This is a genomic window from Desulfobacterales bacterium (genome assembly GCA_021647905.1).
In the GTDB taxonomy this organism is placed as follows: Bacteria; Desulfobacterota; Desulfobulbia; order Desulfobulbales; family BM004; genus JAKITW01.
The window spans coordinates 1-22,980 of the sequence record JAKITW010000047.1 but is presented as its reverse complement, the minus strand read 5'-3'; the positions used below and the strand labels follow the sequence as shown (position 1 = coordinate 22,980).

16 protein-coding genes are annotated in these 22,980 nt (G+C 57.8%); 9 read left to right on the top strand and 7 right to left on the bottom strand.

Annotation, left to right across the window (positions count from 1 at the left end; translation table 11 throughout):
- Positions 1-649 precede the first annotated feature (649 nt).
- From L3J03_08240 to L3J03_08200, 9 genes are all read left to right on the top strand, one after another.
- A complete protein-coding gene (locus L3J03_08240; GenBank protein MCF6290967.1) occupies positions 650-904 on the top strand; it encodes a hypothetical protein in 255 nt (84 codons plus the stop codon).
- Between the two features lie 26 nt (positions 905-930).
- Positions 931-1,263 (top strand): hypothetical protein, encoded by a 333-nt coding sequence (locus L3J03_08235; protein ID MCF6290966.1) that lies wholly within the window; start codon positions 931-933, stop codon positions 1,261-1,263.
- Between the two features lie 264 nt (positions 1,264-1,527).
- A complete protein-coding gene (locus L3J03_08230; protein MCF6290965.1) occupies positions 1,528-3,414 on the top strand; it encodes a hypothetical protein in 1,887 nt (628 codons plus the stop codon).
- 62 nt (positions 3,415-3,476) lie between these two features.
- A complete protein-coding gene (locus tag L3J03_08225) occupies positions 3,477-6,332 on the top strand; it encodes a tubulin-like doman-containing protein (GenBank protein MCF6290964.1) in 2,856 nt (951 codons plus the stop codon).
- Positions 6,333-6,345: 13 nt separating this feature from the next.
- Positions 6,346-9,213 carry a hypothetical protein gene (locus tag L3J03_08220; protein ID MCF6290963.1) on the top strand — a complete coding sequence of 956 codons (2,868 nt, stop codon included), beginning with the start codon at positions 6,346-6,348 and terminating at the stop codon, positions 9,211-9,213.
- A gap of 22 nt (positions 9,214-9,235) precedes the next feature.
- On the top strand, positions 9,236-9,988 hold the full coding sequence (locus tag L3J03_08215) for an MlaD family protein (GenBank protein ID MCF6290962.1): 753 nt from the start codon (positions 9,236-9,238) through the stop codon (positions 9,986-9,988).
- A gap of 213 nt (positions 9,989-10,201) precedes the next feature.
- A complete protein-coding gene (locus L3J03_08210; GenBank protein MCF6290961.1) occupies positions 10,202-11,347 on the top strand; it encodes a hypothetical protein in 1,146 nt (381 codons plus the stop codon).
- A 55-nt stretch (positions 11,348-11,402) separates the two neighbouring features.
- Entirely contained in the window at positions 11,403-11,564 is a 162-nt protein-coding gene (locus L3J03_08205) for a hypothetical protein (GenBank protein ID MCF6290960.1), read from the top strand.
- Positions 11,561-14,029, top strand: a complete 2,469-nt coding sequence (locus L3J03_08200; protein ID MCF6290959.1) for a type IV secretion system DNA-binding domain-containing protein — start codon at positions 11,561-11,563, stop codon at positions 14,027-14,029. The genes L3J03_08205 and L3J03_08200 overlap by 4 nt, the downstream gene beginning before the upstream one ends.
- A gap of 135 nt (positions 14,030-14,164) precedes the next feature.
- Here L3J03_08200 and L3J03_08195 read toward each other — a convergent pair whose 3' ends face one another.
- From L3J03_08195 to L3J03_08165, 7 genes are all read right to left on the bottom strand, one after another.
- Positions 14,165-15,421 (bottom strand): ATP-binding protein, encoded by a 1,257-nt coding sequence (locus L3J03_08195; protein MCF6290958.1) that lies wholly within the window; start codon positions 15,419-15,421, stop codon positions 14,165-14,167.
- A gap of 408 nt (positions 15,422-15,829) precedes the next feature.
- Positions 15,830-16,738, bottom strand: a complete 909-nt coding sequence (locus L3J03_08190) for a sugar ABC transporter permease (GenBank protein MCF6290957.1) — start codon at positions 16,736-16,738, stop codon at positions 15,830-15,832.
- Positions 16,739-16,757: 19 nt separating this feature from the next.
- Positions 16,758-18,056: a sugar ABC transporter substrate-binding protein gene (locus L3J03_08185; GenBank protein ID MCF6290956.1), complete on the bottom strand. Its 1,299-nt coding sequence runs from the start codon at positions 18,054-18,056 to the stop codon at positions 16,758-16,760.
- Between the two features lie 15 nt (positions 18,057-18,071).
- Positions 18,072-19,178 carry a sn-glycerol-3-phosphate ABC transporter ATP-binding protein UgpC gene (ugpC, locus tag L3J03_08180; GenBank protein MCF6290955.1) on the bottom strand — a complete coding sequence of 369 codons (1,107 nt, stop codon included), beginning with the start codon at positions 19,176-19,178 and terminating at the stop codon, positions 18,072-18,074.
- 270 nt (positions 19,179-19,448) lie between these two features.
- Positions 19,449-20,765: a hypothetical protein gene (locus L3J03_08175; protein MCF6290954.1), complete on the bottom strand. Its 1,317-nt coding sequence runs from the start codon at positions 20,763-20,765 to the stop codon at positions 19,449-19,451.
- Positions 20,746-21,477: an ABC transporter ATP-binding protein gene (locus L3J03_08170; protein ID MCF6290953.1), complete on the bottom strand. Its 732-nt coding sequence runs from the start codon at positions 21,475-21,477 to the stop codon at positions 20,746-20,748. The genes L3J03_08175 and L3J03_08170 overlap by 20 nt, the downstream gene beginning before the upstream one ends.
- Positions 21,478-21,544: 67 nt before the next feature.
- Positions 21,545-22,768 (bottom strand): ABC transporter permease, encoded by a 1,224-nt coding sequence (locus L3J03_08165; GenBank protein MCF6290952.1) that lies wholly within the window; start codon positions 22,766-22,768, stop codon positions 21,545-21,547.
- Positions 22,769-22,980: the final 212 nt, after the last annotated feature.

The window sequence follows — 22,980 nt, the reverse complement described above, 5'->3', positions numbered from 1 at the left end:
CCGGCTTGGGTTGTGACGATTTGACCACTACCTTTCGGCGAGTGGCTTCTCAGAAGAGAGATCCGAGCCGGCTTGGGTTGTGACAAACCACGCCGATACCCAAAATCCAACCAATAATTCTCAGAAGAGGTATCCGAGCGGCTCGGATTACCACTGTGTATTATTGGCTTCGCCGTTAACTTCCCCCGGTAATACCCCTCGCCTCTTTTTCTCCTCCCTGGATTGCAATATTGCAACCACTGTAATTTTCCCCCCGACCTGTATTCTCCTTATTATTTCCTAAAGCCGAAACGGTGATGGATTTACCGGAATAGGCCTCTCCGCACGGGCTCCTCTGCTCTCGCATAGGGTGCCTTTCAGACTCATATTGCCCCTGCCGTTGTCCCGGTCTTGTTATCGGGCGCGTAGCAGGTCGGTCAAACTCCCCCCCCCTTTTTCATTCTCCAAACGATAGCAGTGGAATGCTGCCGCCGCCTGTGGGCTTTCGTTGCCGGCAGGGTGTTTCCTCTCGGCATCCCGTACGGCAGAGGCCCTGTTTTCTGCAATATTGCGTTTTTTTTCAGAAGTTCTTTTTTCGGCAAGACTGTGGGCAAAGAGGTTGAACGGATGGCCCATACGGGTCTGCAACAACACCCCAAGGAGGTTCGTTATGAGCAGAGGCTTTGAGGCAAAAAAAAGGGACCGGCGGAAACAACTCGATCTTTCCAAAGGAGTACTGGATGTCATCGAGAGATTTGGTCAGTTTGCCCGGGCAGAAGACGGTGGTGCGCGATTGACCTTGTCGAAGCGTGATGCCGGCAAGGTGATCCGGTCCTTAAAAAAGACCATCAGACAGCTTGACCGGGCCGCCGGCGTTGTTGTGATCGAACGGGATGGCGCCCTCATAAGGATTTTGCGCAGATAACCTCAATTTGAATGAAGGAGGACTTCATGGGAAAGGCAGGTATCCGGCGGCGCAGAAGCAGACAGAAATACCTGGCCTGGCTGGCCGCAACGAATCCGAAGCGCTTTACCATCGAGTGGTCCAAGCGCCTGGAGAGTTGGTCAATCGTTACCCTGGAAAAAGCCGAGACCGGACAGGCCCATGAAATGTTCGAAGCGGTCCTGAATGAACTCCAGGCATGTGGGCCGGAGGCTGTTCGCCTTGAAGGTGAAAAAACCGCGACGATTATGCGGGCAGTCTGTTCCCGAGCGGTCGCTCAAGTGGTTGACCCGCGGATGTATCGACTGCGGTCTTCGCTGCCTTGCCCAGATGGGCGATGAGCATACGAACATGGCAAAGGAGCCGCGCGGCGGAATTGATCAACGAATATCGAGGAGACTGATATGAAAATTGTCCAAAGGAACAAGCCTGGAACTGGATACACCCATGGTCGGTTGGTGGGGTTTGAGCAGGCAATCAGCCAGTCGGTTCGGCTGCTGATCTGTATGTCCCTCTGGTTGGCCATGTTTTGTTGCTCTTGGCCGGCATATGCCGCAGATCGAGTTGCTGTCAGGTACGTTTTTTTAATCGACACCTCCGGCTCGATGGTCTGGGACTCGCGGCTGATCGATGACCCGCTCAATCCGGAAAAAAGGATTTTCCTTTTCGAACAGATCAAGCGCGATGCCTTACAGTTGGTCAAAAGTATCCCGGAATCGCAACCGGCAACTATCCATTTCTTCCCGTTCGACCGGCGGATCCACGATGAGAAGACCTTTCAGCTCCTGCCTGCCGGGAAAAGGGACGAGTCCATCGCGGAGATCCAGGACTACCTGACCAGCCTGGAGGCCACGGGGAAAGAGACCTATATCTTCTCGGCAATCCAGAAGATCATTCCCCGGTTCCGGAACCAGGCCAACCAGCCTGGCCTGAGTATTGCGACCACGATCTTTGCCTTGACCGATGGGGTTGACACGGAACCGAACTATCCGGACAACCTGCGCATTGCCTTGGAGATGTTCCAGGACTGGGCCGACAACTCCATTGAAAAGCCCTGGCTCTATACCCTGCACATCCTGCCCGACAATCTTGCGGAGCGGGACAAACAGAAACTCGCCCTGGAGAAGGAGGCCTTTGCCGAGGTCCGCCAGGCGAAGATGGTGACCTCGGCCATCGGCCATGAGACCAGCCTGCGGATCATCCGGCCCAGGATCCCGGAACTGGACTTCGGCTACTGGCTTCCCAATGAACAGATGCCGGAACGGCAACTCTCCTTTGATTACATCACCAACGGAACCGGCACGGAAGCAGAAACCATTGCCCTGACCTTCACGCCGGTGTTTGAGCGCGAACAGAGTGAACTGCCCGTTGGCATGGACGTTGTTTTCCCCCATGCGGAAACCAACACCATTGCCAGGGGGAGCGGCAGTTACGTGGCCAAGGTCCGCCTGGCTCCGACCCTGGTGAACCCCATCCCGGATGCGGATTTTCTCCTTGCCGGCACGATGGAGATTTCGGCGGACGCGCGGATCATAATCCAGCCCGAGACCATCCGTTGGCGGATGCACCTGGGCCGGCCGCCGACAGTCGCCCTGCACCCCATCCAGCCCGCAACCGGCTCCGAAGAGATCCTCGTATCCGGCGCCCTGCCGGAACAGATCAGCCGGTTTTACCGGATCCAGAGAATCGGCAGGGTAAGCGGCGCCATCGAGTCCGTAAATGTCTCGCTGGTGGCCGAGGTAAGCGGAATAACTTTCGACAAGCCGGTCATCCTGCTGGCGGACAGGGCCGGGTTCGATACCGGCTCCTGGACCGTGTCCGACTGGGATACAGCGGAATATGCCCGGGTTACCATTCCTCTGCCGCCCGACCTGCAGGCCGGTCGCTATTCGGGCAAGATCATCCTCCATGCCTCCGGCGCCTCCGGTTTCCGATTACAGGGGCCGGGAGGGGCCGGACCGACTGATCAACTGCAACTTCCCTTTGACCTGGGCGTAGTTGCAGCGCCGGAACCGCTCTGGCGTGTTGCGGTCAAGGGCGGCGCCGGCCTGATCCTGCTGCTGGCCACGGTCGGCGGGATCTACTGGCTGCGCCGCCCCGCTTTCCAGGACGTGGAACTCCAGGTTGTTGCCGCCGATACACCGGAAGCTTTCGATTCCAACCGGATCGTGGACAGCCTCTATCTGCGCGGCAGAGGCAAGATCGCCATCGGTCAGGGCTGCGGCAGACTGGAGGTGATAGAGGCCAAACTGATTTTCATACCTGAACACCGTGACAGCCATGATGAACTCCGGGTCAGGCTGAACCGAAGGGAATCCCGGATCAAACATTTTCGGCGGGATGACACTGTCTCGTCATGGATGGAGATGGAAAACGCAGGGGATGATTTCCTGGTTTACGACGGCGATGTGCTCGCCTGCGGCGACCTGGCAATCCGGATCTCCAGCGTCAGTTACAACGAGGCAAACTTGGAACCGGACTACGAACCCTAACAGGAGAGATCAAAATGGGAAACACGACAAACGCCGACAAACAAACAAGGGAGCTGAACAAAATGGCACAGGATTCTGCAAGCAAGAAAGGCAAGGGGCATCGAAAGATTAATAAGTTGTTCGGTGCGGCAAGACCACGGAAAAGGACGGTCAATAAGGTGCAGCGCACCCTCTATATCGGGATCGGCGGTACCGGTGGCCGCACCCTGCTCAAGACCAAAAATCAGTTCCTGGAAAAGTACGGATTTATTCCCAACACGGTCAAGTTTCTTCATATTGACACCGATGAATCGCCCCGGATTACCAGCGGAGCACATGACCTGTTTTTTGAACCTCACGAGATGGTCCAGATCCAGGTAAACGATCCGATGGCCGTGGTGAACAACGTCAACTCCATTGCCGAATTCTGGCCCAAAGGCGTGCTGGCGGACCCGATTGTTGACGGGTGCGGCCAGCGGCGGATCAACGGCAGGCTTGCCTTCCACTTTCGGGCCTACGAAATATGCAACACCATCAGAACCGTTTTTGAGGAACTGCAGAGCCCGCATCTTATCTCGAGCCACCCTGATGTTTACGAGGTTCCGCCGACCAAGGCGGTCCGGGTTATTCTGGTCGCCTCCGACAGCGGCGGCACCGGCTCGGGAATGGCCTTGGACATCGGCCGTTATATCCGCGAAGGCCTTTTTGACGGCAGCCCGGAACACCAGTTGCTGGGATTTTTCATTACTTATACGGCCTTTGAAAATGAAGCGAACACCGATCTGGTTCATGCCAATGCCTATGCCTTCTGGAAAGAGTTGGATTATATGGCCAACAACGATCCGCGCAAGGCCCCCGGGATCACCCTGCACGACCTGCGGCTGCCCCGGGAGGACCGTAAGGGCGCGGGCTCGCTCCAGCCCTTTAACAAGATAATGTCCATTGATGTGCAGAACGACAGCTTCGCCTACAAGCGCGAGGATATCGAGGACAACCTCAGCCGAATCCTTTTTCTTGCCTCCGGCTATCTGGCCGGCAATGCCATAAGCATCTGGAAAAATGCGGCAACCATGCCCTGGCTCGGCAAACATCCGTTCTTATCCGGGATCGGCATCAGCGAACTGGTCTACCGCGGCGACGAGATCAGCGGCTATGCCACGGTAGGCCTGGTCAGGAAACTGGTTGATACTGTGCTCCTGCAGGAAGAAATCGAGGAGGCGACCGAGAGCGATGTTCTCAGCCGCCTCAATTCCTGGCAGTTGGTCGAGGCTGACAAGGACCAGGTGATCGACCGGATTCTCGATCCGAATGCAGTCACTCACGAACGCATTCCGGGAAAGTACGACCGGCAGACCGCGGAAAACTTTCTGGGTGCGATTCAGAGAAACAGCGCCAGGTTGCTCAATGGCCTTGAAAAAACAGCCCGGGACAACGGTGAGAAGGTCAGAAGGAAGGCCATGGACGACCTGCACAGCCATGTGCATGAGATCTCGAACCGGCCCGGCGGTCTGCTCTGCCTGGAGCAGTTCCTGCGGCAGTGCCGGGAATTTCTCGCATCCTACCGGGAGATGATGATCGATGAGATCAACGAATTCGTTCCGGAAAAAGATGAGCGGACCCAGGCTGTAGACCTGGCCCGCAAACAGGTCAGGGAAGCGGCCGGCAAGATCTTCGGCCGGGGCAGCAGACTGAAGAAGGGTTACGAGAACCTGGCCGCTGCCGGCCGGGCCTGGCTCATGGTTGAGGCCGAGATTCTCCGGCGGGAACAGGCCGCGGCCGTGTATAAGGAGCTGCTGCACAAGACCGACCGGCTCAAGGCCCAGGCCCAGGCCCTGCGTAACTCTTGCGAAATGGCCTCCAACCGGGCCATCGGTGAAATGCAGGCCGTGGTGTCGCGCCGGCGGCAACGCAAGCCGAACGAGATCGAGGTGGGCAAGGATTATTCCGATCAGGTGATCGCTGCCGCCGATGTATCGGCCTATTTGGATAAATTTACCAGTTCGCCCAGTTTCCTCGACCTGGCCCAGCGAAGCGGCGATGAGTTGTTCGAGGGGTTCCGCCAGTACTGCGAGGACCTGCCGCAGATACAGTTCCTGCAGGACAAGGATCTTGACAGCGTGCTCAGCGAAATGGACGGGGAAAGGCTGAAGAAGCTGCTTGCCGACATGGATCGTTTCAGTCAACCTCTTTGGAAGTGGGATACCTCGTTTCGCAACTTTTCCGAAAACAGGAAGACCGAAAACATCTTTCTCATTGGCTGCGGTTCAACGGTTGACAACGTGTTCAACCGCCTCAACCTGCTCGAGTACCTGCCCTCAAAGGGCGTGGGCAAGCCGGTCATTGTCGGCACCGGTGATCACAACCGGATTGTCTGCGTGCGAATCGAGGATGCGGTGCCGCCCTTTGCCCTGAAAAGCCTGGCCGCGTGCAAAGGCAGGTACGAGCAGGCCAAGCGGCAATCCATCGCCATGCGCGACAAGGGGTTCAATCGCATTGCCTTTGAAATCGACGGCCGCTGGGAGGACACCCTGCCGGACATCTTTCCGAGCCATGAAAACGAGGAAGACTTCCAGGTATGGGCCCTGGCCCACGTGCCCGAGGTCTTTGGCATCATCACCAGGAACGGGGCCCATTACTACGCCCATTCCCGGAAAAGCGGCCGGCCGGCGGATGATTATAAGATTCCCCTGGCCCAGGGGCGGGTCGCCGCCTATGAAAAATACATCAGGGATGATGATCTCCGCCATGAGCATCAGCTGCTTATCACCCAGCGCAGCAAGAAGATGGGGGACAGCGAACTGGCCGCCCGGCTGCGGGAATACGTGGACAACGAACTCATGGAACAGGTCCGCGCCATTACCGAACCGGACCTGAAACAGCTCGTTGAGAAGGAGATCCACGCGATCAACGAATTCATCACCCAGTTATCCAGCCTGTAAAGGAGTACTCGCCATGACAATGACAACAACAATCATCATGGGGATCGGATCCCGGGCAAAGCCGTTTATCGAGCCGGTCCAAAACTGGCGGGAGGGCCTGGCGGAACATGCCAGGCCCTTTGTGGCAACAGCGCTTTTGCAGGATGAAGGCGTAATCGTTTCAGGCCGGGACGAGAAGCAGGTCTGCCTGATCGACGGCCTGCGGAATGAAATGACCCCGGGCGCCTGGCAGGAGAACCTTGCCGCCGGGCGCCAACACAAAAAAGATGTCAAGGCCTGGATCCAGGCATGGTCACAGATCGCCCGGCAGGAGTCGCATGTCAGGGCTGCCGGTCAGGCGGGATTGAAGGTCCGGGCCGGTCTAACGGTGGTTCTTGCCTCCACCACCTTCGACCCAATCGGGTCGAGCCTGGTGCTTTTCTTTGCTGAAATCATGGGACAGGTTGCCCGGGAGGGAAATCTGCCCATCACCGTTCATCTCTTCCAGATCGCCCCGGACGCCTTTTACCAGGGCGTGACCGGTGTGCCGGAGCAACTCGTGCTGAAAAAGGAAGAACACGAACCAGCGGGGATTCGGACCGCGCGGCATCTGCTGGAAGCTCAGGACGCCTTTCTTCGGCCTGGAGCAGGGGGGGCGGCCGGAAACCGATTGTTTCATCACTGCTGGCTCGTTTCGAACTCCACCGGCAGGGGAACGTGCCTGAACACCTTTTCCGCCTTGACCCGGACCACGGCGGAATTCGTCGCCTTTCTGCAGCATCCGGAATTCCGTCTGCCGGATACGGCCGGCACGTTGACCCGGGGCGGAGAGGCGCAGATGCTGCACTCGCTGGGAATCTTCGAGCTTCGCCTGGCCCGCTCATCCATGCAACAGGCCCTACGGAGCAAGGTGACGACGAAAGCCTTGGGGTTTCTCAAAACTTGGCGGAAACTGACCTTTGACCGCCAGAAAATCGACTCGGAAATCCGGGGCCTGATCAATGAAAGACGACTGGATCTGCCCATGGAGCGATTTTCCCGCAATGATACGGGCGGTGCCATTCATGTTCCCTTTGTTTTTCCGGAAAGGGAAATCATGGAGGAAGAGGAGGAGGTGGTTCGGTATGCCGATAAGCTGAAAACGGCCTGGCGGGATTATCGTCGTGCTAACGAATCGGCCCTTTACGAAAAGACCGTCCGGCAACAGGAACAGCTCCTTGAAAAAGACAGCGGCCTGATCATGAAAAAATGTCGCGAGCTGGTAAACACAGCCGAAGGGGAACTGCCGGCCGGGATCGCCTATCTTTCCGCCTGGCTGAACACCGAGTCACGTTTTATCAAGGGAGGCACTGTCAGCACGGCCTCGGGCCTGGAGGAAATCTGGGCGCTGGTAACGGAATACTGGGATGATCTGCTGGCGGTCCGGGGACAGAGAAGAGAGTTGAAAAAAGTCCGTCAGGCAATCGTTGACAAGACCAGCCTGGTTGAAAGCCTGAAACGCCAGCTTAAGACCGCGGACACCATATGCCGTTCGGAATCGGCAACCAATGCTCCTGGGAACAAAGAACAGGAGCATGGCAAGGATTCCGGTCCGAACCAACGGAGGCACGACCTGAAAAAGGACGAACTGCATGCCCGCCTCCGGGAAACCGGGACGGACCTGGAGAAATTGATTACCAGGGAAAAGGAACTTCAGGCCGAATTGCGGGACATCGACCGCGGGCTGGAGGATCCGGGCACTCGCCGCGAACTGTTCCAAGAGCGGGTCGAGGACAAGGCCCTGGAAGACTATGCCGATGTCCTGCCGCAACTGACCGAATCCGCCGCAACCTGCAAACTGACGGCGAAAGCGGAACGAAAAGCCGAGGAATCGGCCCGGCGGACATTCCGGCAATGGTTCATTATTCACAACTGCCTGATCGTCCTGGTAGCGGCCCTGCTGACCGGTTATTTCCAGCCGGATCTCAGGGTGTTGTTTCGGCTCGTCACGCCATTGACCGCAGGGGCGGCCATTCTCAACACCTTGGTGGGGGTGCGCCGGTATTTCTTCGGAGCCCGGCGGACTTGGCAGAAGGCCCGGGACCGGCGCCAGCAGGCGGAAGCGGAGCAAGGCCAAATTCGGAATAAGGCGGTATCGATCCTCGCCGGGCTGGAGAAAAAGCGCGCAGCCTTTGCCGCCTGCTTCTATGCCATCGAATGGTATCACCTCCTGCGGGAGAGACTCTCCGGCTACCTGCTCCGGCTTGCCGACGGCCTGAACGGTTTGCGCAAGATGCACGGCGAGGCCCTGTCATGCTGGGAAAATGTGGAAACCCTGGACAGCGGGAACATTATCGAATTCCCGACCCGGGTGCACCTTGAACACCTCTGGAAACAGGAGAAGGAAGCGATAAACAACATCCTCGTTTCCATGGAACCGGAACGGGATTGTTTCAATGACATCATTGACCTTGGCGTCGGACCTGCCCTGGAAAAACTCGACACGGTCCTCGGGCGGATCACCGATGACCGGTTCAATGGGGTGCTGGCCCTGGACCTTGCCGGGTTGCTTGAACATCTCGACGAGACGGTTCCCGGCTTTGACCTGGAGGAGACCCTGCGGACCGGCATCGACAACGCGGCCCTGCTCGTTAATGTTCACGAGTTTGCCCGGAACCAGGGCGCAGCCGAGACCTTCCTTGTCGGACTCAGGCACAGGGAGGGAGATGAGGCGACCAGGCTTCTCAACCTTGTTTCGCAGGACAAAAAGATGCGCCTGGTCTCCATTGAAGAGCCGGACCGGATTCTCTTTGTCCGGCTTCTAATGAAATTCGCGCCGTCGCATTGGATCTACTTCGACTCCATGCGCCAGAACCTTAATGCAGGAAACAGCAGCGACTACCGGGCAACCGCCCCTGCCTAACAACCATGATGGAGAAGAGATCATGACACGAAAAAATGTACTCATCACAGCGCTCATCGTCACGGCGATCCTGGCCGCAGCCGGAACAACGGCATTTTTCCTGTGGCCCCAGGGTGAAACTTTTGCCGTGACCTTCAAAAATTCCAAACAACTGCAACCCGGGGCCCGGGTCTATCTATCCGGCATCGATATCGGCGAGGTGAAGTCGGTCGAACTGGTCAACGGCAACATCAATGTGACTGTCCGCCTCGCGCGTGAACACAAGGGCAGGATACCCCGCACCACCATGTTCTATATCGATACGGACCAGAACGCTCCCAAGGAGAAATGCATCCTGGCCAAGGTGACGGGCCGGGCCGGTGAATCGATCAAGGACGGTGACATCCTGGAGGGAACCGACAGCTTCCTGGCCTGGAAGATGTCCGAGGTTGCGGACCAGGTACGGGACTCCATTGACTCCCCCCAGGTCCGGCAACTGCTCCAGGATCTGGAGCGGTTTGTCAATGACTTCAACGAGGTCCTGAACGATATCGACTGGGACCAGTTGGAAGAAGATCTCCGGCAGCAGGCCCAGTCACTGATCGAGGATATCGACCAAGCAATACGGTCCGAGGAGGTCCAGCAGGGCCTGGAGGAACTGGAAGATAGGATCGACCGGATCCAGCGGGCACTGGTGGAGGTAGGGGAAAGTGAGGAGGCCCGCCGCCTCCACGAGGCGCTGGAAGGACTCTACAACAGGCTTGACGAGGAACTCCGCAAGGCTGAACCCAGATAACAGGCTCACCCTTTATCCGGGTGATCCTTTCCTGAACTACCCGTTATTTCCTGACCAGCAAATACCGGCTCCGGCCGCCGGATCCCTTCGACTTCCCATCCCATGGCGGGCATTTCTCGCCATGGAGCGGGGGGTAAGAGACACCTGCGTCTGCAAGGCGCCGATTGCATCCGGATCTGAACATTTTCAAAATCCCGACAAGGAGACATGACCATGCATAAACACGCCATCAAGGCAGAGAAAAGAAAATTCGCCTTTCTGATTCACCCCCGGGAAGGGAAAGACCTGGGCCGTTTTCTGGGAAAGAAGACAGGGATTGGAGAAGAAACGGGCGTCAGGATGATCCCTGAAGGCGCGGCCCGGCTCGTTCTGAAATTCATGCGGGCCTGGCGCGGACCGGTGGTCTGTTCCCGATTCCATGTCTCGAACACGGTGGAAGGCTATATTGTCGGCCTGCCCATGACCGCCCGGGAGATGTTGGCCCTGCCCAACAAGTATGTGGCCCGGCAGATAAAGGAGGCGGTTCTTTTCTCCCAGAACCATCTCGGGGTTGAGCGGGTCGGCCTGGGCGCCTATACCGCACCGATGTCCCTGAATGGCCTGTCTGTGATCCGGGATTCTCGGGTCACCTGCGCCATCACCCATGGCGATGGTCTGTCCGCCGCCTCGGCCGTGCCGGTGGTGCAACAGGCTGCCGCCTTGAGGGGTATTGATATCCGGCAATGCATCATCGCGGTGGTGGGGGCATACGGCCTGGTGGGCCGGGCCGACGCCATCTTGCTTTCTGAGTTGGAACCGGCGGGGATGGTCCTTACCGGCCCGAATCGCAACAAACTGAAAAAAGTGGCGAGAGAGATGTCCGGCTTTCAGGGCGAGATTGTCTGCTCAACTGACAACGACGCGGTCCGCGGGGCGGACATTCTCCTATTGTGCACGTCGGCGGTGGGCGACGTAGCGGGGCCGGATATGCTGAAGAAAGGCGCCGTGGTGGTGGACATGGCCCAGCCGCATAACATGGGGCCGGAAGTATGCCGGGCACGTCCCGACGTTCTGCGGGTCGACGGCGGTTTCATGACCGTGCCGGGCATGGATATCGGTTTCAACATGGGTCCGCCGACCGGCACGACCTATGCCTGCCTGACCGAGACCATGGTCTCCACCCTTGCCGGTGATAAGGAGCATCATGTCGGCCCGGTGGATATGGATTTCGCCCGGAAGATCATGGGCCAGGCCCGGGAGTTCGGCTTTGCCCCGGCCCCCATGACGAACTTTGCCAAGCCGGTTTCGGGCAGTCCGACGATCAATTTCACCTCTCCGGAACGACCGGCCAAGACCCCACTTGATGCAAATGGAAGCTGAAGAGTAGACCTGAACAATGGAGACATATATGCGTTTAAACAATCAAGGAAAAGAAGTGGCCGAAAAAACCGACGGCCGGGAGAATAGTATCGACACTCTGCTTGCTTCCGCCTGGAACCGGGAGACCAGGAGAACCATGGCCAATGAACTTCGAGCCATGGGCCTGGGTCAAGAAACCATCAAGAGAATACTCCGCCTGGAGGGAAGAAAGCCATGAAATCACATTTCCCCGCCGTTCATGTCACCAGGGACGGCGCCATGCATGAAGCCATGGCCGGACTGGCCATGCGGTCTATCCTCAAGGCCGATCTTCTGGATAAACCGGGAGACGGCGCCGACAGACACGGAGCCTCGGAACAGGTCAAGAAACAACAATTCCTCCAGGCCCGGCGGGAATCCTTGCTGCATAGCCTGTCGGGCCTGGGGCCCGGCATTACCCTGGAACTGCATTTTGATGCCCGCCCGGATCTCGCCAACATCGCCAAAAGCTGTTTCCCGATAACGCTGTTCATCCGTTGCAAAGGTAAAAATGTGGAGAGAATCAAGGAAAAAATTCTCTCTTTTTATCTCTCGCTGCGGCCGATTCTGGCCTCGCATCTGCTTGAGGCGGAATTTGTACCCCTCGTCGAGGCCGGAGAAATGTATGAACTCTGGCAAGGAAACTTGCTGCACCATGCGGCGTCTATCAGACGCCGCCGCGAGATCCTGACCCTGGAAGCGCCCCTGAAGAAGACGGCCATCGGCTTTGAAGCCAGGACCTTGCCGGGAAACACGCCGCTGACCGTTCACCACGTCTACCCATGGACAGCCTCTTTTGATGACTGGTCAAACCTGGTAAACACCATGATTTCCCAGCTTGACCCCGTCAAGATCATTGTCCGCGTCACTCCCGGTCGGTTGCCGGAAAAATACCGCGCCCGGCTGGTTGAGACCATTGCCACCTGCGACCGTTTCCTGGGTTCTTTCGGGGAAGACAACTCCACCCTTCGATTTCAGGCCGATCTGGTCCGGAAGGTTTCCCTTCAGCAACTGGCAAAACTCTCTGAAACAAGCTTTCACATGGGGCTCTACCTGCTTGCCGCGCAACCCGTGGATCACTGCCTGGCCAATATCCTGGGCAAGGCGGTCACCAGAATACAGTCCGAGCAAAGCGGCTGTTCCCTTCTTATGGGCGGTTTTGAGATCCGCAAAACATCGGTTCCCGTTGTCCAGAGGGTCAACTACTATGCGGACCTGGAACCCTATTCCCTGACCGAGGCGGCTTGCGCATTCAGATTGCCCTCGCCGCCGACAACGGATATACCTGGTCTGTCCGTCAGCCGTTCGCGGACCAGCCTTGCCCTGTTGCCGGATCATGACGGTCAAGACGGCAGTGTGGTCCTGGGGATCAATGAACACCAGGGGGTATCGCAGAAAATCCGTGTGGGAGCGGATGACCGGATGCGCCATATAGCGATTTTCGGGCAGACCGGCACCGGGAAAAGTACGCTGCTCGAACATCTGATCCTGCAGGACATTCGGGCCGGCCGCGGTATGGCGGTCATCGACCCCCATGGCGATATGGTTGATTCGCTGGTCGGCAAAATCCCTGAGAACCGCATCAACGATGTCATCCTCTTCGACTTTCTGGAGCGGCAGAGGCCTATCGGCTTCAATCTCCTGGAATGGCATACCATCGAAGAGCGGGATCTGATTATTGATGAACTTTATCTGACCCTCGACCGTCTCTATGATATGCGGATGGCCGGCGGACCGGTTTTTGAAAGTAATCTCAGGGGGATGCTTAAATTGCTCATGGGCGACCGGAAGCGCAAAGGTTTCACCCCCACCCTGCTGGAATTCAGCCGTTGTTATCTTGACCGCGATTTCCGGCTTTGGTTGAAAGAATCGATAGACGATCCGACCACGCATGATTTTCTGCAGGAACTGGAAAGAACCGGCGGCGAGGCCAGCCTGGCCAACCTGTCTCCCTATGTCACGTCCAAGTTCAGCCGCTTTACCCATGACAGCAGCCTGCGCAGGATCGTGGGTCAGGAGAAAACCGCCATTGATTTCGAGGCGATCATGAACAGAGGTAACATTCTGTTGCTGAAACTGGGCAAGGGGAGGTTCGGCGCCGAGGTCGGCGGCCTGCTGGTCAACCAGATTGTTTCCCGGTTCAAGCTTGCCGCCATGAAGCGCGGCGAAATACGACCCGAGGCCAGAAAAGACTTCATTCTCTATGTCGACGAATGTCACCATCTCTCGCCTGAAAATTTCATCGAATTGCTGGCCGAGGCCAGAAAATACCGGCTCGGCCTGGTCCTGGCCACCCAATATACCGCCCAACTCACCAAGACATCCACCGCCGGCAGAGATGATCTCCTGGCCGCCATTCTCGGTAATGTGGGCGCCATTGTCGCCTTCCGTTTGGGAAAGGACGACGCCGAAAGGCTGGAACCGGTCTTTTATCCGCATTTTCAAGCCAGGGACATCATCGGCCTCCCGAACTGGCATGGCTATATCAGCGCCGGGATAAACGGCGAGTCGATCCCGCCTTTCAGCTTCCGGGGCATAAGGGATGAAACTTTGTTTCAACCAAAGACTGAATCAAAAATCATCATTTCATCCATGTCGCAATACGGGAGAGAGGCCAGTGAGGTGGACCGGAAAATCCGCCAACGGCGATCAGTGGGAAAGTGACTACCCCGGCCCTTTGATGACTACCCCCCCATCCCCGCAGGTAGTGTAACTTCTTTTCTGTAAATTCATTTCTTTCCCCAGGGCCGCCACCACTCAGTTGGGGTGGCCGGAATCGAATGGATTCCGCATCCATCTTTATCTCCATAGTATTGACAATGGAACAGCAAAACAGGGTTTACCGCCATCACCAAACGGCAATAATCTTGACCCGGTATAAAAAACAAGACCACACTTGAACTGGTCGCGGACCACCTCGGCGAATTTCCGGAGTCCTTTAAAATCATTGCTGCGTATCGTACTGGAAGCCTTCACTTCAACACCGATCAGACGATTATCTTCCTGCTCCAGGACGATATCCACTTCGTTTCTTCTTTTGTCACGGAAATGGTATATGTCCATGGTCTCTTCCGACCATGCAAGGTGTTTGAAACACTCCATGACCACAAAGTTTTCCAGCATTCCACCGTAATACATCGAATCCAGAAGCTGTTCTTTTTTCTTCAGGCCCAGGAGATGACAGGCCAGGCCCGTGTCAATCATATGTATTTTGGCCATGCCGATGGTCTGTCGTTTGGCTCTGTTTTTTACGTAGGGATGAATACGTTTGATAATAAACATCCATTCCAGGGCCTCAATGTATGATTTGACGACCTTGTCATTTTGGCCAAGATCATTGGCAACACTTGCGTATTTCAGCAAATTTCCGCTTAAGCCGGCCAGATACGGAATAAGTGATTCGAGTTTGGTGTGATAATCACCTTTTGCTGAATAAATGGATTCAAAATCCTTAAATAAACGCCCATGCAGGTATGATTTATACCATATTTGTTTTGCACGGGATCCTTTGTCCTGTATCTCAGGGTACCCGCCATCAATCAAAGTCTGTGCTATTTGTTCCCGACTGACTGGAGGAATATTGTCCGGCAGTGATATTTTTTCGGCAAGCAGAAAGTCGATCAGGTTGAAACTGCCTGCCTGTTTTTCCGTCACGGACAGAGGATACAGTTCTACCCTGGCCATATGCCCCGGCAGTGCTTCCTGGGTCTTCGCGGAACTGAAAAGATCTGCTGAACCCGTGAGGAAAAATCGACCACGTTCCTGTGGAGAGAGCCTGTCAGAGGCGAGTTTGATCGCCCTGATGAGTTCCGGAGCGTATTGGAATTCATCCAGTACTACGGGTTGATTTGCCAGGCTGTCAATAAATCCTTGAGGGTCGTTCTGGGCTGAAGCAAATGCTGTCTGCTCGTCAAGGGAAATGTACTGCATCCCGAGATCCCGGGCAATTTTACGGGCCAGGGTCGTTTTGCCGGCCTGCCTGGGGCCGGTTAGATAAAGTATCCGGAAATCATGCAATAATTCTTTGATTACTTTTTCACAGTTACGTTCGTACATTTTGCTCCGTTAGTATTTTACGAGAAAATCGTTACCATAATACGAATTATGCAGGATAATAATACGAATTATACGGAATCGCAAGGTGTATCTATACCATATAAGATATTATGATTGAGGTGGCCCCGGTTATCAGGACAGGTCGGCGGCTGAAATAAGGTGGAAAGCCTTCATGTTTGTAACCGTTCACCAGAGGGGCTACAAATTTACGGAAACCACCGGCCGGTAAGCGTTTACCAGTGCCACGGATTCGTGCAAGCAGGCCGGCGAATCCATAGTATGCCTATGTGAGCCGGGCTGATCGTGCGAAGATGGGGTGCTGGTGAACGCTTACTCATGTTTATGCCGCTGGTTTGCTGACCGGTCCGGCGTAGCCGGGACGGGGTTTATTCCAATATTCGTAACTGGTCACCGGGGGTCCTGTTCTTCCCGGATCAGCAGCCGCTGGACCAGGGTGATCGCCAGGACGATTATGAAAAAAACCACGCTCATGGCCGCGCCCCGGGCCACGTCCTGGCGGCTGAATACCGCCCGGACCATCTCGAACATCACCGTGGTGGTGGCCCGCTGCGGACCGCCCTGGGTCAGGATCCAGACCTGGTCAAAGAGACGGAAGGCGAGAATGGTGGTGACCAGGGCCACAAAGATGAGGGTATTCTTCAACCGCGGCAGGGTGATATAAAAAAAGCGCTGCCAGGGCCCGGCCCCGTCCAGGGCTGCGGCCTCGTACAGGATCGTGGGGATGGCCTGCAGCCCGGCCAGGATGATCACCATCTGAAAGCCCACCCCCTGCCAGATGGAGAGCAGCATGATCGCCGGCATGGCGAAACCGGAATGGTGGAGGAAATCCACCGGCTGCCAGGCGCCGAAGCTCAACATGCCTAAAAAACCGTTTAACAGCCCGTTGGGGCCCGGGGCATAGACCAGTTCCCAGACCACCGCCACCAGGGCCATGGGAAAGACCACCGGCAGAAAGAACAGGGTGCGGAACATGGTCATGCCCCTGAGCGGCCGGTTGAGCAAAAGGGCAAGGATCAAGGCGGCCCCGGTCTGCAGGGGCACCACGATGAGAGCAAAAAGGGTGTTGTTACAGAGGGCCCGGATAAAGCCGGAATCGGAGAAAATCCGCTGGAACTGCTCCAGTCCGACAAAGGCGAGCCCCAGGGGCGAGTCCAGTCTATAGCGGGTAAAAGCCAGAAAAATCGCGATCATAAAAGGCAGGGCAATAAACAATAACAGGCCGAGCAGGGCCGGCGCGGCCATCAGCCAAGCCGCGCGGTGGTCGCTTTTCTCAAGATCCTGTCGGCCGGTTGCCATCGGTTCTCCCTAAGAACTCCTATTGCGGTTGATATCCTTGGTTATCAACAATATCCTGATCGATTATCGCCACCGCCCGGTCAAGTGCTTCCCGCACCGGGCCGCCATGGCGGATATCCTGAAAAAGCTGCTGAAAGGCCGAGGTAAGCATTGGGTAGGCCGGGGTCCGCGGCCGGGGCACGGCGGACTTTTCCAACTGCTGCACAAAAAGATGCAAGGGCCCCTCCGGCCGGTACAGGGGCGAGGCAGCAACGGCCGACCGGGTGGCCGGTACTGCGCCGTTGGCCGCGCACATGGCCAGCACCTCCGGGGTTGAGAGGAGAAATTGCAGGAATTCAGCCGCCTTGTCCGGGTGTTGGCCGTTCCGCGGGATCGCCCAGCACCAGGACCCCATGGAGGTGCGGGAGCCGTGGCCGAAATCGGGCAGCGGCAGGAGAACCAGATCATCACCCAGGGCCTGGTGATAGCGGGGGTACTCCCAGTGGCCGCACCAGGAAAGGGCAACCCGGCCCGAGGTAAAGGCGGCCGCATCGATATTGGGGTCCACATATTTTTTATTAAACCAGTTCTGGACCCGGGTCATGGCGAAAACCGACCCGTCACCATTTAAAACCCGGTCCGCGCTCTGGTAACCACGCCGGTCGATCAGATCACCGCCCGCTGAGACCAGAAGCGGCGAAAAGGCATAGGTGAACCACTCGCCCCGGTAATCGAGCCGGAGATCCAGGACCATGGAGTCATCGTCCTGCCCGGCCAGGGCGGCAAGAACATGGTCAAACTCGTCGATGGTCCAGGCGTCATCCGGTCCGGTGGGCAGACGGACCCCGGCCTGGATCAATTTTGCTCGGCTGCCGTACAGGCCGAGGCCGGAGTCAAAGATCCCCACGGCATAGAGTTCTTTATTATAGGTGCCCTGGGTTATGATCGAAGGCAGGAGATCGTTCTTTAACTCCGGCGGCAGAAACCCGGTCAACGGCCGGAGATGCCCCTTCCAGGCATAGTTGGCCAGAAAGGGCCCGTCCAGGTCCAGAAGGTCGGGCAGGGCCCCGGCGGCGGCCGCGGCCTGGACCTGGGTGTTGTAGTCACCCTCTGGAATCAGGACCAGTTTCACAACCATGTCGGTTCGGCTTTGGTTGAACCGCCGCACCTGGTCCTCCATCACCTGCTTTTCCTCGGGCCGGCCGGTGTGGAACCAGACGGTGATGGTCAGTGTGTCCTTTTTTTCCATTGACCGGTCACTGCCGCAGCCGGCCAGACCGATCAAGGCCAGTATGAAAAGGAACAGGCTGAAAGTAAGAAAAAATCCCGGTCGGTCCATGCGCTTCCTCCTGTACTATTGGATCGACTCGCCGGTGCGCGGATCAAAGAAAAGGGCCCGGTCGAGTGCAAAGGAAAAAAAGACTTCGGCGTTGGCCTTGACCGCGGTCTGGGGTGACAACCGGGCGATGAACCCCTGGTCCCCCAGTCTGCAGGTGGCCAGGATCTCATTGCCCATTACCTCAAGGAACTCCACCCGGGCCATGACCGGCAGCGCCGAGCCCGAATCCCGGCCAGTGCCCGACTCCAGGATATCCTCGGGCCGGATGCCTAAGACTATCTCGCCGGCATCCAGGGCCGCTGATTCAAGTTTTTTCCGCATGGCTGCCGGCAGGGGCAATGAAAAGGAATCGCCCTGAAGAACCGGCCCGGAACCCTGGTCAAGGACCGTGCAGTAAAAAAAATTCATCGGCGGATTGCCGATAAACCCGGCCACAAAGAGGTTGGCCGGCCGGTGATAGATGGCCAGCGGCGCGCCGATCTGCTGGACCCTGCCATCCTTCAGGACCACCAGCCGGTCGCCCATGCTCATGGCCTCGCTCTGGTCGTGGGTGACATAGATCATGGTGGCGCCCAATCGCTGGTGGAGCCGGATCAACTCAGCGCGCATGGCCACCCGCAGCCGGGCGTCGAGATTGCTGAGCGGCTCGTCAAACAGAAACAGCCTGGGATTGCGGACAATGGCCCGGCCCAGGGCCACCCGCTGCTGCTGGCCGCCGGAGAGTTTGTTTGACCTGCGCGCCAGCAACTGCTCCAGGCCCAGAATCCGGGCCGCTTCCAGGACCCGTTTCCGGATCAGCTTCCTGGCCATCCCCCGCATCTTCAGACCAAAGGCCATGTTGGCAAACACGGTCATGTGCGGATAAAGGGCGTAGTTCTGGAACACCATGGCAATATCCCGGTCCTTGGGCGGGACATCGTTGACCAGGGTGTCTGCCAGAAGGATTTCGCCCGCACTCACCGCATCGAGCCCGGCGATGAGCCGCAGCAGGGTGGACTTGCCGCAGCCGGACGGACCCACCAGGACCACGAATTCGCTGTCCGCCACGGTAAAGCTGACATCGTCGAGCGCAGTGGTGGCGCCGAACTGTTTTGTGATATTACGGAGGGTGAGACTCGCCATGGCCCTGGATGGTCGGGGGTTAGTGATCAGTTCTTGGTGCTTGGTGCTTGGTGCTTGGTGCTTGGTGCTTGGTGCTTGGTGCTTGGTGCTTGGTGCTTGGTGCTTGGTGCTTGGTGAAGATTATAATCAAAAGCCCCAACCAGCGAAGCCGGACTGTTTTCAGTACCCCGTTGAGGGGTATAAGACCCTTTACAGTTCCAACATCAGGAGAAGACTCTTTACGCCTCTCGCAACATACACGATTTTGCGTAAATGTTGCTTGCAAAGGGTCTAATAGTACCAGGTCAGCCACAGATAGAGGCTGGCCGCGGACGCACGGTTGAACCGGCTGTCGGGCAGCCGGAAACCGCCGTACTCGGTGCCGGACCTGCCATAGGGGATGATTGCCCCGCAGGTGAGCCGGGTCGACTGGCTGAGGTCCCAGACGCCCCGGGGCTGGAGCAGCCCCGAGGGGTCGGCCAGGTTGGTGATCGCGGTGAGCGAGAGGTTGAACAGGGGATGGAGTTCCACCCGCAGCTCACCGGCAAGATAGGTGCGGCCCAGGGTGTAAAGCTCGCCCCGGGCCAGCCGGGCCGCCATGTCAGGGTCTGCCAGGGCTCGGGTATACCGGTCGCCGCCCAGGCCGTTGAAAAAAAATTCCACCAGTCCGTAATAATTCTTATCCAGCCAGACCCAGGAATAATCCAGGTTGGCCACCAGGGAGAAAAAATTATCATTGCCGCTGCCGGAATTGAGCATGGTCCAGGTCCCGTCCAGCCGCACGGCCGCATCGCCGATATAGCCGACCCGGCCCAGGCCGAGCACCGCGTCGCGGTAATGGCTGGCCGCCATCAGGTCATACTCCGCGGTATTGCGGCTGAAATGATACTTGGCGGCCAGGGAGGAATGATCCCGGTCCACCTTGCCCCCGGCCGGATTCCGGCGCACCACTGCCAGCAGTTGCAGTTCGTTGCCTGATTTCAGGGAAAAGCTGACAACCGCCATATCGTCGCCGGTCTTGTAATCCCGCTGGATATCGGTGGGCGCAAATGGGTTAAACAGGTCCATGGGGTTGAACAGCAGACCGTTGCCCCAGGTCAGGGCCTGGCGGCCCAGGGAAACGCTGCCCCAGGCAGGCTGCAGGGTCAGGACCAGCCGGTCGAGCCGATGATAGAGAAGCTGGTCGTTATCCTCGCTCAGCCGGTAACTGAGATCAAAGAGCCGCAACCGGTCATCCTCCGGGCCGGCCGCGCTCACCCCCGGGGTGCTCCGGCCCAGTTGGTTCTGTTTTCGCCTGGTATCGCCGCCGCTCCACAGGAGTTCGTAATGGGTCTCCAGGCTGGCGTGGTTACCGATATAGAGGAGATTCTTGAGCCGGAACTCGATCTGGTTGTCGATAAAATCACCGGTCCCCACCGGCGCATAAAAGGAGTCCGCCCCGGGCCGGGACAGTCCGGCCCGCACCGTGAGATGGCCGCCCCATTCCATGTGGGGCCCGTCTTCCGCCCCCGCCCCTGAAGCCGCGGCCGCTGCCAGGGGCATGGTAAGGAGCCAGGCCAGGCAGATGAGGTCCCTGAATATTTTTCTGTTACCCGGTTCCATTTTCATGATAAGAACCAGCCGCCATTCCTTTTCCCTGCTTGATCCGGTCGGCCGCCACCCGGCCGTCCTTGATCCGCACCAGCCGCCGGGCATGGTCCATTACCATTTCTTCATGGGTGGAGAAGATAAAGGTGACCTGTTTCTTTTCGTTCATCTCCAGCATCATCTCCAGCAGCCCGCGGCCGGTCTCGGAATCGAGATTGGCAGTGGGCTCGTCGGCCAGGACAATGGCCGGCTCGGCCACAATGGCCCGGGCCACCGCCACCCGCTGCTGCTGACCGCCGGACAGCTCGGCCGGCCGCCGGTCATACATCTCGCCCAGCCCCACCTCGTCGAGAATCGCCCGGGCCCGGGCCCGCCGCTCCTTGACCGCCACCCCCTGGAGGAGCATCACATATTCCACATTTTCCAGGGCCGACAGCACCGGGATCAGGTTATAGGACTGAAACACGAAACCGATCTTATGCAGGCGGAGTTGGGCCAGCTCCCCCTGGGTCATGGCGCCATAGTCGTTGCCATCCACCACGATCCGGCCGCTATCGGCACGATCCAGACCACCGATCATGTTAAGCAGGGTGGTCTTGCCCGAGCCCGACGGCCCGGCCAGGGCCACGAATTCCCCCCGGTCGATATCCAGGGTCACCCCGCGCAGGGCCGACACCTCGACCTTGCCCTGGTGATACTTTTTTACGACATCAGTGCATGCAACAATGGCCATGGCCACCCCAACTTAAAATGGAGAATTCTCCACTACCTTTCACTTTTCACCCTTCACAATTCACATTTCAATTATGCATCATCGCCTCCACCGGGGTGAACCTGGCCGCCTTGATCGCCGGGTAGACGGCAACCAGCAGGCCGAGCACGAACACCACCAGGTCGGCCACCATCAGATCCCGGCCGTTGAGCACCGGATGGATCACCCGGGGCATGCCCGCATATTCGGCGCCAGCGGCCAGGGCCGAGAGATCGATCCCGGCGGGCGCCAGGGCAGCCACGCTGATAAGGCCGAGCAGATTGCCGGCCAGCAACCCGAGGACCAGAATAAAAAAAGTCTCGGTCAGCACCCCGATGATAATCCGGCCCGGCCGCTGGCCCAGGGCCTTGAGCAGGCCGAACTCCCGCATCCGCTCATAGACTGCCATCAGGGTGCTGTTGACGATCCCGAACCCCATGGCAACGAACACCACCAGGAACCAGATATAGGTGTACATGTCGAACATCTCCAGGTAGGCGTACAGCATCGGCAACAGCTGGTGCCAGTTCCGCACCGCATAGTCGTCCGCAGGGAGAACAGCCCGGAGCCTGTCGGTGACCGCCGCCAGGTCCTGCCCCGGCGGCAGGATAACCGCGATCTCGGATATGGCTGACCCCATCCGCAGCATCTTCCGGGCCGCGGTGATGGTGATGAAAACAAACTGCTTTTCCGTGGCCTCGAGTTCGGCCCGGAACACACCGACAATCCGGAAGGCGCGGGAGGCGATCTCGCCGGTTGTATCCTGGGACATCAGGATCAGCTTGCGGCCCGGTTTTGTCCCGAACTCATCGAGCAGGGCCCGGCCCACCAGGATGCCGGTGGGATCGTTTTTCTTGAGAAACCGGCCCTGGTAGATGGGCTGGCCGATAAAGGAGACAGCAGCTTCCCGGGCCGGCTCGATCCCCACCATGGTGATGCCGGTGGAGTGGCGGGCATTGGCGGCAATAGCGTTGACCCGCACCCGGGCCGTCCATCGGGAACCGATCGGCAGGTTGTCCCGGAGCACCCTTTCCACCTGGTCCGGGTCCCTGATGCTGTTGTCAATCGCCGGATCATCCGGATAATCCTTCTGAAGCACCTGGATATGGCCGGTCAGGGTGGCAATGCCGTTGTCAACCATCACCACCAGCATGCCGCGCATAAAGGCGCCCAGGAATATCATGCTCCAGACCCCGACGATGATCGCCAGCATGATCACCGCCGTGCGCCGGGGGTTGCGCCAGATGTTACGCCAGGCCAGTTGCAGGTACATGGCTTCTCCAGGGTGCAAGGTGCAGGGTGCAGGGGTTAAACGTTCAAACGGTTTGAACGTTCGAACGGTTTAAAAATCAATATTCTCCGTCCACTGCCTTCCGTCATCCGTCCTCAGTCCTCAGTCCTCAGTCCTCAGTCCTCTGTCCTCCGTCCTCCGTCCTCCGTCCTCAGTCCTCAGTCCTCTGTCCTCGGTCCTCTGACCTCAGTCCT